Origin of the sequence: Streptomyces sp. NPDC059524, assembly GCF_042749255.1 — a bacterium.
Taxonomy (GTDB): domain Bacteria; phylum Actinomycetota; class Actinomycetes; order Streptomycetales; family Streptomycetaceae; genus Streptomyces; species Streptomyces xanthii.
Genome location: NZ_JBHYTK010000089.1, coordinates 23,570 through 32,497, shown reverse-complemented (window position 1 = coordinate 32,497; position 8,928 = coordinate 23,570). Strand labels below are relative to the sequence as shown.

Here is an 8,928-nt window from a genome sequence, read left to right as displayed (position 1 = left end):
ACCGGCGCCACCGAGGGCGTGGGGCCCCGCGCCCCCCCAATCCCCCCCCCCGGGGCGCCCCGGGCCCCGCGGCGGCGGGGGCCCGCCGCGCTCGCCGACGACCTCGCCGACGCGCCCGGCGTCGCCGCCGCCGTCCCCAACATCCAGGGCGCCGGCCAGCTCGTCGGCGCGAACGGCAAGCCCATCGGCGGCCAGGGCCCGCCCACCCTGGCCGGGAACTGGATCACCGACCCCGACCTCAACCCGTACCGGCTCGCCGAGGGCCGCGCCCCGCAGAAGACCGGCGAGGTCGTCGTGAACCGGGGCGCCGCCGACAAGGGCGGCCTGAAGATCGGCGACACCACGACCCTGCGCACGCCCGACCCGGTGCGCGTCACCGTCGTCGGCCTCGCCACGTTCGGCGGCGAGGACGGCATGGCCCAGGTGACCTTCACCGGAATGACCCGCGCCGACGCCGAGAAGTACCTCACCGCGAAGCCCGGCGAGGCCGCGTCCGTGCAGGTCCGCGCCGAGCCCGGGGTCAGCCAGCGGCAGCTCGTCGACGACCTGCGCCCCGAACTGCCGCGCGGCGTCGAGGCGATCACCGGACAGGACTCGGCGCAGGAGAACACGGACATGATCTCCGGCCAGTTCCTGACCCTGTTCACGACCTTCCTGCTCGTCTTCTCCGGCATCGCGCTGCTCGTCGCCACCTTCTCGATCCACAACACCTTCGCGATCGTCGTCGCCCAGCGCACCCGCGAGAACGCCCTGCTGCGGGCGCTCGGCGCCGCACGCCGCCAGGTCACCTCCATGACGCTCGTCGAGGCCGGGGTCGTCGCCGTCGTCGCCTCCGCGGCGGGGCTCGCGGGCGGCATCGGCATCGCGGCCGGACTCCAGGCGCTGTTCCCCGCCATCGGATTCCCCTTCCCCGACGGCGCGTTGGTGATCAGCACGCTGTCCATGCTGCTGCCCCTGGCCGTCGGCATCGTCGTCTGCCTCGGCTCCGCGCTCGTGCCCGCCCTCAAGGCCGGCCGCACCGCGCCGCTCGCCGCGCTCCGCGAGACCTCGGTCGACGACTCCGGCGCCTCCCGCGCCCGCGCCGTCACCGGCGTCACGCTCGGCGTGATCGCCCTCGCCACCGCGCTCGTCGGCGTCCTCGCCAGCCCGTCGCTGACCCTCGCGGCCGTCGGCGCGGTCCTCGCCCTCGCGTCGTTCGTCGTGCTCGGCCCGGTCGCCTCGACCTCCGCCGTCCGCGTCCTCGGCAGCCCGCTCGCCCGGCTGCGCGGCGTCACGGGCGCCCTCGCCCGGCGCAACGCCCTGCGCAGCCCCAAGCGCACCGCCGCCACCGCGAGCGCGCTGATGATCGGCGTCGCCGTCGTCTCCCTGTTCACCGTCTTCGGCGCCTCGCTCAAGGCGACCATGAACCAGACCGTCGACCGCTCCTTCGCCGGTGACGTCGCCGTCTCCGCCCCGTCCTTCGGCGCCGGCGGCAGCGGCCTGAGCCCGAAACTCGCCCCCGCGCTCGCGCAGGTGCCCCAGGTGGACACCGCCGTCGGGCTCGGCAAGGGAGTCGCGAAGGTGGACGGCGCGGGCCGCGCCCTGACCGTCACGGACCCGGTCGCCCTGGCCCGCTCCTTCGACCTCGGCAGCGTCCAGGGCTCCCTCGACCACCTCGGGACGAACGGCATCGCGATCACCCGCGACGAGGCCGACCGGCAGCACCTCGCTCTCGGCGACACCGCCCGCGTCACGTTCACCGACGGCACCACCACGCCCTTCACGGTCCGCGCCCTCTACGGGCAGTCCGAACTCGCCGGCGACTACGTCATCACGCGCCAGGCGTGGGCCCCGCACCGCGTCCAGGACTCCGACACGCTCGTCTCCGTCACCTTCAAGGACGGCGTGAGCACGTCCGAAGGCAAGGCAGCCGTCGAGAAGGTCGCCGAGCGGTACGGCAACCCGGACGTGCAGACCCGCGACGCCTACGCGCAGTCCTCGGCGGGAGGCATCGACATGATGCTCACCCTCGTCTACGCGCTGCTGGCCCTGGCCGTGCTCATCGCCCTGCTCGGCATCGCCAACACGCTGACCCTCGCCGTGCACGAACGCACGCGCGAACTCGGCCTGCTGCGGGCCGTCGGCCAGACCCGGGCCCAGCTGCGCGCCATGGTCCGCTGGGAGTCGGTGCTCGTCGCCGCCTTCGGCACCGCGGGCGGGATCGTACTCGGCGGTTTCCTCGGCTGGGTCCTGGTCAAGGCCTCGGACGCGGCGAGCGACAGCGCGTTCGCCTTCGCGCTGCCGCCCGTGCAGCTCGTCGTCGTGGCCCTGGTCGGGCTCGCCGCCGGCGCCCTGGCGGGACTGCGCCCGGCCCGCAGGGCGGCACGGCTCGACGTACTGCGTGCCATCGCGACGGAGTGAACCGCCGCCGGTGGAGGATCACCGCCCGGTCAGCCTGCGACGGCGGACCGGGCGGGAGTCTGTAAGGGAGCGTCGGCGCTGCGCATCGCCGCTGTCCGGTACACCGGGTACGGGGTCACGGCCGCCGTCGCCGCGGGGGCGGGCAGCGCGAACCACACGACCTTCCCCTCGACGCCGTGCCGGTGCGCGCCCCAGCTCTCGCTGACCGCCGCGACCATGGCGAGGCCGCGCCCGCACGTGGCGAACGTCTCGGCGTCCCGCACCTCGGGCAGCCGCGGATCCTGGTCGTGCACCGAGACCGTCAGCCGCTCGCTGAGCAGCTCGATCTCCACGGTGCACTGCTTGTCCGGCCCCGCGTGCCGGTGGACGTTGGTCAGCAGCTCGGTCACCCCGAGCACCGCCAGGTCGATCAACGGCTCGAGATGCCAGTGGCGCAACTGCGCCGAAACGATGGACCGGACGTGGCCGATCCGCGACGGCAGGGCCTGGAGCTCCACCGTGCAATGCCTGCTCGGCTGGCTGATCACGACTGCCTCCCCGAATGAGTCCGGAAGACCGAATGAGTCCGGAAGAAGACGAGAACGGATCGAGCGGAGCGACCACACCGTGCCGGAACCGCCCGCTGCATGTCCGGCGGGCTGGTTCGCAGCGTCATCGCCGGTAAACCCTGAGTAGTGATGTGAGACCAGCGTGACTCAGGGGGCGTGTGCGTGCAACTCCGGCGGGTGACTGCGCCGGTGGCGGGAAGGGCGGGGCGGGACCGGTCTCAGCCGGAGCGGCCCGTCGCCTTGCGGACCGCCTCGATGAAGCGGCGCGCCGCGCGCGGCCCCGCGTCGCCGCCCATGTCACCGCTCTGATCGTCGCCCTGGCCGCCCAGCCGCAGCAGATAGCGCCGGCCGTCGACCTCCGCCGTCGCGCGGTCGTCGGACCCGAACCAGGGCTTGCCCGCGCGGACTTCACCGATCGGCGCACTGTCGATCTCGCGCCCGTAGCTCGTCAGGAGCTCGAGTCTGCCGCCCCTGATCCGGACCTGCCCCGCCCGGGTCAGCGAGCGCAGCCGCCGCCCGATCCGTACGCCCGTGGCCGTGAACTCCGGTTCCGTCATGCCGCTCGCCCCCTTGGCCGTATCTGTCGTGTCCGTCGCGTCCGCCGAGACCGTGGTGTCCGTCGTGTCCGTGGTGTCCCGTCGTGCGTCGCCGTGCCGTGCAGTCTGCACGTGCCCCGCCCGCAGTACCAGTATGCCCACTCCACCAGGCCTTGCTTTGAGCTGCCCAAAGCAGTGTTTATGCAGGTGAGAAGCGTGTGGAAGGTGTCTATCATCGGGGGCGGACGCTCGGGACGATGCGAAGGAGTCGCGCGGTGAGCACGATGCAGCAGGGCCATCCTCGAGGCGAGGGCCCGGCCGGCGGGCCGATGCCGACGCTCGACGTCGACCACACGGATCCGGACTACCGGACCTGGCTCAAAGAAGCCGTCCGCAAGGTCCAGGCCGACAGCAACCGCTCGGCCGACACCCACCTCCTGCGCTTCCCGCTCCCCGAGCACTGGGGCATCGACCTCTACCTCAAGGACGAGTCGACCCACCCCACGGGCAGCCTCAAGCACCGGCTGGCCCGCTCACTGTTCCTCTACGGCCTGTGCAACGGCTGGATCCGGCCGGGCCGCCCGGTCATCGAGGCGTCCAGCGGCTCGACGGCCGTCTCCGAGGCCTACTTCGCGAAGCTGATCGGCGTCCCCTTCATCGCGGTGATGCCGCGTACGACGAGCGCCGAGAAGATCCGGCTGATCGAATTCCACGGCGGCCAGTGCCACTTCGTCGACGACTCCCGCACCATGTACGAGGAGTCGGCGGCCCTCGCGGCCCGCACCGGCGGCCACTACATGGACCAGTTCACCTACGCGGAGCGGGCCACCGACTGGCGCGGCAACAACAACATCGCGGAGTCCATCTACCGGCAGATGGAGCTGGAGCGCTACCCCTGTCCCACCTGGATCGTCGCCACCGCCGGCACCGGAGGCACCTCCGCGACCCTCGCCCGCTACGTCCACTACATGCAGCACGACACCCGCATCTGTGTCGCCGACCCGGAGAACTCCTGCTTCTTCGAGGGCTGGACGACGGACAACGCGGACGCGCGCAGCGACTGCGGCTCCCGCATCGAGGGCATCGGCCGGCCCCGCATGGAGCCCAGCTTCGTGCCCGGCGCCATCGACCGCATGATGAAGGTCCCCGACGCGGCCAGCGTCGCCGCGGTGCGCGCCCTCGAGCACGCCATCGGCCGCAAGGCGGGCGGTTCCACCGGCACCGGACTGTGGAGCGCCCTCAAGATCGTCGCCGAGATGGTGGCCGAGGGCCGCAGGGGCAGCGTCGTCACCCTGCTGTGCGACCCGGGCGACCGCTACCTGGACAAGTACTACTCCGACACCTGGCTCGCCGAACAGGGCCTGGACATCGGCCCGTACGCCGAGGCGATCGACCTGCTCCTGGAGACGGGCAACTGGCCGGAGTGATCGCGGTCAGGCCACGGACTAGGCCGCGGTCGAGGCGAGGCGGCGCTCCAGGGCGCCGACCGCGTCGCGGAACGCGCGGCCGAGTCCCGCCCGCGCCGCCTTGAGACCGATACGGAACGGGGCGGCGCCGTCCGCCGCGAACGTCCACTGCACCCGCGAACCCCCGGGCACCGCGACGATCCGCCACTCCTCCAACAGCGCCCGCATCCCCGGCGCGTTGGTCTCGTCCACCCGGTACGCGTAGACCTCGTCGGGCTCCGCCGCCACGATCGTCTCCACGAAACGCGTGCCGCCCTTGAGCCGCACCTCGCGCCGCGTCCCGCCGTCCAGCGGCCGGGCCGAGGTCACCGCGGAGAACCACTGGGGCCAGCCGGCGACGTCCTCCGCCAGCGCCCGGTACACGGCACCGGGCGGCGCGGACACCTCACGGGCGAAGACCAGACGCAGCGGCGCGGTCTCCACGAAGTCCGGGCCGACGGGCAGCAGACGACGTGCCATGAACGCTCAGCTCCCACAGAGGACGACGGCTCGGCATGCTTGCGCGACACGCCCGGCGACCGGGCTCGCGCCACCATAGCGGCCGCGCCGTCAGATGTCTGTACCGCTCTCCGGCTCACCCGCGACGACCAGCCGCATGTGCTCGGCGACCTCGGCCCGCGCCTCCGGGGCGAGCCCCCGGTCCGTGACCAGCGTGTCGACCTGGTCGAGCGAGGCGAACGAACTCAGGCCCACCGTCCCCCACTTCGTGTGGTCCGCGACCACCACGACCCGGCGCGCGGACTGCACGAGCCGCCGGTTCGTCTCCGCCTCCGCCAGGTTCGGCGTCGACAGACCCGCCCGCGGACTGATCCCGTGCACACCGAGGAACAGCACGTCGAAGTGGAGCGCCGCGATCGCCTGGTCCGCGACCGGCCCCACCAGCGAGTCCGACGGCGTGCGCACCCCGCCGGTCAGCACCACCGTCGCCGCCCCCGGCCGGCTGCCCGCGCTGCGCTGCGCGGTGTGGAACACGTCGGCCACCCGCACCGAATTGGTCACCACCGTCAGGTCCGGCACGTCGAGCAGGTGCTGCGCCAGCGCGTACGTCGTCGTACCGCCGGACAGGGCGATCGCGGAGCCGGGCGCCGCCAGCGCCGCCGCCGCCCGCGCGATGTCCTCCTTGGCGCTCAGCTCCAGGCCCGACTTCGCCTCGAAGCCCGGCTCGTGGGTGCTCGCGTCGACGACCGGGACCGCGCCGCCGTGCACCTTCTCCAGGACGCCCTGACGGGCCAGCGCGTCCAGATCGCGGCGCACCGTCATGTCGGACACGCCGAGCTGCCTGGTCAGTTCGTTGACCCGGACGCCGCCGCGGCGGCGGACCTCGTCGAGGATCAGGGTGCGGCGCTGCTCCGCGAGCAGGTTCTGATTCTCGCTCACGTCCCGTCGGGTCCCTTCGCCTCGTCACACCGGTCGCACCGCCGTCGTCCACGGTCCGCTCGTCATCCTCGCACGTGGCACCGACACCGGTGGCACCACCTGTCCCGCGCTCGAAGACCACCTGGGTGACAGGTCGGGGAGATTCGGTGACGAGGGGTACGCACACAAGCGGAGAGCCGGGATCCTGGTCCCCTGAAGAACGGGGGACACATCAATATGGCGCACGAACAGCACGACGGAGAAGGCGGCGGCCGGCACCCGAGGCGCGCGGACGAGACCGCCCTCGAACTCCTGGTGCACGGCGTCGGCGGCACCACGCCCGAAGCCATGCTCGACGATCCGCGCACCGTCCGGATCTCCGGCGACGACACCTCGGCCCTCTTCCGCCGCGTCACCGACCGCGACGCCGAGAAGCGGCCCGACGACTACCGCGGCAAGCCCGTCCCCGAGGCGTACGTGTGGTGCAACCTCACCTCGGGCAACGGCTCCCGCGCCCTGTGGCTGCTCCTGCTGCCCTTCATGGTCGTGAACCTGGCCCACTGGATGCGCCCCAACGCCCGGCAGAAGCCCAAGGCCGTCCGCCTGTACGGCCTGCTGATCCGCTTCATCGGCCTCACCCTGACCGTCCTCCTGGTCGCCGCGGCCTGCGAGGTCGCGCTCGACCTGGCCGCCTGGCAGTGCGCGGGCACCGTCGCGTGCGCCGAGCGGCACAGCTGGCTCGGCTTCCTCGCCGCGGGCCCGGACGGCAGCGGCGGATGGTGGAGCCAGCCCGGCCGCCGACTCGCCCTCGCCGCGATCGTGCCGACCGCGCTGACGACCCTCCTGTGGTACCTCTCGCACCGCACCTGGAGCGCCTACGAGTCGCAGCGCCCGCTGCCGCACGAGCCCGACGCCGACGACAGCGGCCCCACCTCCGCCCTCGGCAAGCCCGGCTTCTGGTACGGCCGCCGGCTCGTCGCCCGGCTGCGGGCCGCGCACACCGCCGCCGGACTGCTCACGGTGTCCGCCGCCGTCGGCACCTCCGCCGCCCGGTACGACCGCGGCTCCGGCGGCCCCGCGCTCCTGAACCTCCTCGGCTGGATCTTCGTCGGCGCGCTGATCGCCGGCGCCGCCACGGTCGTCGTCGTCGTGGCCCGGCGCGGCCGCAGCGAGAACCGCCTCGACACCACCATCGACCGCACCGTCCTGCGCGCCCTCCCGCGCGGAGCCCTCGCCCTTCTCGCCCTGACGGTGCTCTACGCCGCCTGGTCCCGGCCCGGCTGGCAGTCCGCCGGACGGCTGCCGGGCGACACGACGTTCGGCGGCATCGCCCTCGTCCAGGGCGCCCTCGTCCTGTGCGCCGCGCTCGTCGCCCGCGCGCTCTACCGCACGGCCCCCGACCGCCGCACCGCGCTGCGCGGCCTCGGCGGACCCGCCACCGCCATGCTGGCCTGCGCCCTCGGCGGCGTCATGACCGGCGGCGTCGCCCAGCGCGTCGCCGACTGGCTCGACGGCACCGGCCACACCATCGCGGGCCCGCCCGTCCTGCTGACCTGGCAGGCGTCCGTCATCCCGCCGCTCCTCGTCGTCCTCGCGGTCCTCGGCGCCTACCTCGCCGTGCGCGCCCTCCGCATGAAGAAGCAGGAGGTGGCGCAGGTCCTGCGCGACTACGACCTGCACGACGACGCCGACCTCCAGGGGGAGCACCGCCCCGACCACGCCCGTACCGAGCGCATCGCCGGCACTCGCGCGCGGGCCGCGCTCACCGACCGCGCCCCCATGATGATCGGCGCAGTCGGCGCCGTGACCCTGCTGCTCGGCGCCCTGGCCGTGGCCGGCGCCTGGGCCACCGGCAAGGTGCCCGGCGCCGCCGCCGACGGTACCTACCCGATCGTCGAGGGCGCCGCCGAGGCCGCGCAGGCACTCGGCTCATGGCTCGTCGGACTCGGCTTCATACTTCTCGTCACCTCGGGCCGGCGCGCGTACAAGGACGCCTCCGCGCGCCGCACCATCGGCATCTTGTGGGACGTCGGCACCTTCTGGCCGCGCGCCGCCCACCCCTTCGCCCCGCCCTGCTACGCGGAGCGCGCCGTCCCCGACCTGACCTGGCGCATGGCCGGCTGGACCCGCGCCACCGGAGGCCGCCTCGTCCTGTCGGGCCACTCCCAGGGCAGCGTCCTCGCCGCCGCCGCGGCCTGGCAACTGCACCCCGCCGTCCGCAAACGCGTCGCCCTGCTCACCTACGGCTCACCGCTGGAGCGGCTCTACGGTCGCTGGTTCCCTGTGCACTTCGGCCCGTCGGCGCTGGCCTCCCTGCACCGCCAGGTCGACTGCTGGCGGAACCTGTACCGCAGGACCGACCCTATCGGCGGGCCGATCGGCCTGCCCGGCGACGGCGCGGAGCAGGTCGACCACCCGGCCCTGCTCGACCCGCTCGCCTACGGACGCACCGAGCGGCACCCGCTGCCCGCGCCGATCCTGGGCCACAGCGACTACCAGGCCGACCCGGTCTTCGCCGGGGAACGCGCCCGGCTGCTCGCGCGGCGGCGGCCCCCACAGGCCCACCCCCCCCCCCCCCCCGCGTCCCCCCCCCCCCCCCCCCCCCCAGCCCCCCCGCGTCCC

At 73.8% G+C, this 8,928-nt stretch carries 7 protein-coding genes; 3 read left to right on the top strand and 4 right to left on the bottom strand.

Annotated elements, in window-relative coordinates:
• The coding region (locus ACFW9D_RS23685) for an ABC transporter permease (RefSeq protein ID WP_384624476.1) at positions 1-2,400 on the top strand (2,400 nt) is incomplete at its 5' end.
• Between the two features lie 29 nt (positions 2,401-2,429).
• On the opposite strand, the gene ACFW9D_RS23680 is transcribed toward ACFW9D_RS23685, so the two are convergent.
• Complete coding sequence (locus tag ACFW9D_RS23680; protein WP_384624474.1) at positions 2,430-2,927, bottom strand: ATP-binding protein; 498 nt, start codon at positions 2,925-2,927, stop codon at positions 2,430-2,432.
• A gap of 239 nt (positions 2,928-3,166) precedes the next feature.
• Positions 3,167-3,505, bottom strand: a complete 339-nt coding sequence (locus ACFW9D_RS23675) for a hypothetical protein (RefSeq protein ID WP_384624482.1) — start codon at positions 3,503-3,505, stop codon at positions 3,167-3,169.
• A gap of 263 nt (positions 3,506-3,768) precedes the next feature.
• On the opposite strand from ACFW9D_RS23675, the gene ACFW9D_RS23670 reads away from it, so the two are divergent.
• Positions 3,769-4,911 (top strand): PLP-dependent cysteine synthase family protein, encoded by a 1,143-nt coding sequence (locus tag ACFW9D_RS23670; RefSeq protein WP_317453368.1) that lies wholly within the window; start codon positions 3,769-3,771, stop codon positions 4,909-4,911.
• Between the two features lie 18 nt (positions 4,912-4,929).
• Here ACFW9D_RS23670 and ACFW9D_RS23665 read toward each other — a convergent pair whose 3' ends face one another.
• Together ACFW9D_RS23665 and ACFW9D_RS23660 are read right to left on the bottom strand one after the other, a co-directional pair.
• Positions 4,930-5,409, bottom strand: a complete 480-nt coding sequence (locus ACFW9D_RS23665; protein WP_188340422.1) for an SRPBCC family protein — start codon at positions 5,407-5,409, stop codon at positions 4,930-4,932.
• Positions 5,410-5,499: 90 nt separating this feature from the next.
• Positions 5,500-6,327: a DeoR/GlpR family DNA-binding transcription regulator gene (locus ACFW9D_RS23660; protein ID WP_384624472.1), complete on the bottom strand. Its 828-nt coding sequence runs from the start codon at positions 6,325-6,327 to the stop codon at positions 5,500-5,502.
• Positions 6,328-6,543: 216 nt separating this feature from the next.
• Between ACFW9D_RS23660 and ACFW9D_RS23655 the strand changes: the two genes are divergently transcribed.
• A partial coding sequence (locus ACFW9D_RS23655; RefSeq protein WP_384624470.1) for a hypothetical protein occupies positions 6,544-8,928 on the top strand: 2,385 nt, incomplete at its 3' end.

Excerpts from the sequence above, each read along its gene's own strand:
- ACFW9D_RS23675 (WP_384624482.1), bottom strand. The coding sequence starts at position 3,505 with ATGACGGAACCGGAGTTCACGGCCACGGGCGTACGGATCGGGCGGCGG.
- ACFW9D_RS23670 (WP_317453368.1), top strand. The coding sequence starts at position 3,769 with ATGCAGCAGGGCCATCCTCGAGGCGAGGGCCCGGCCGGCGGGCCGATG.
- ACFW9D_RS23665 (WP_188340422.1), bottom strand. The coding sequence starts at position 5,409 with ATGGCACGTCGTCTGCTGCCCGTCGGCCCGGACTTCGTGGAGACCGCG.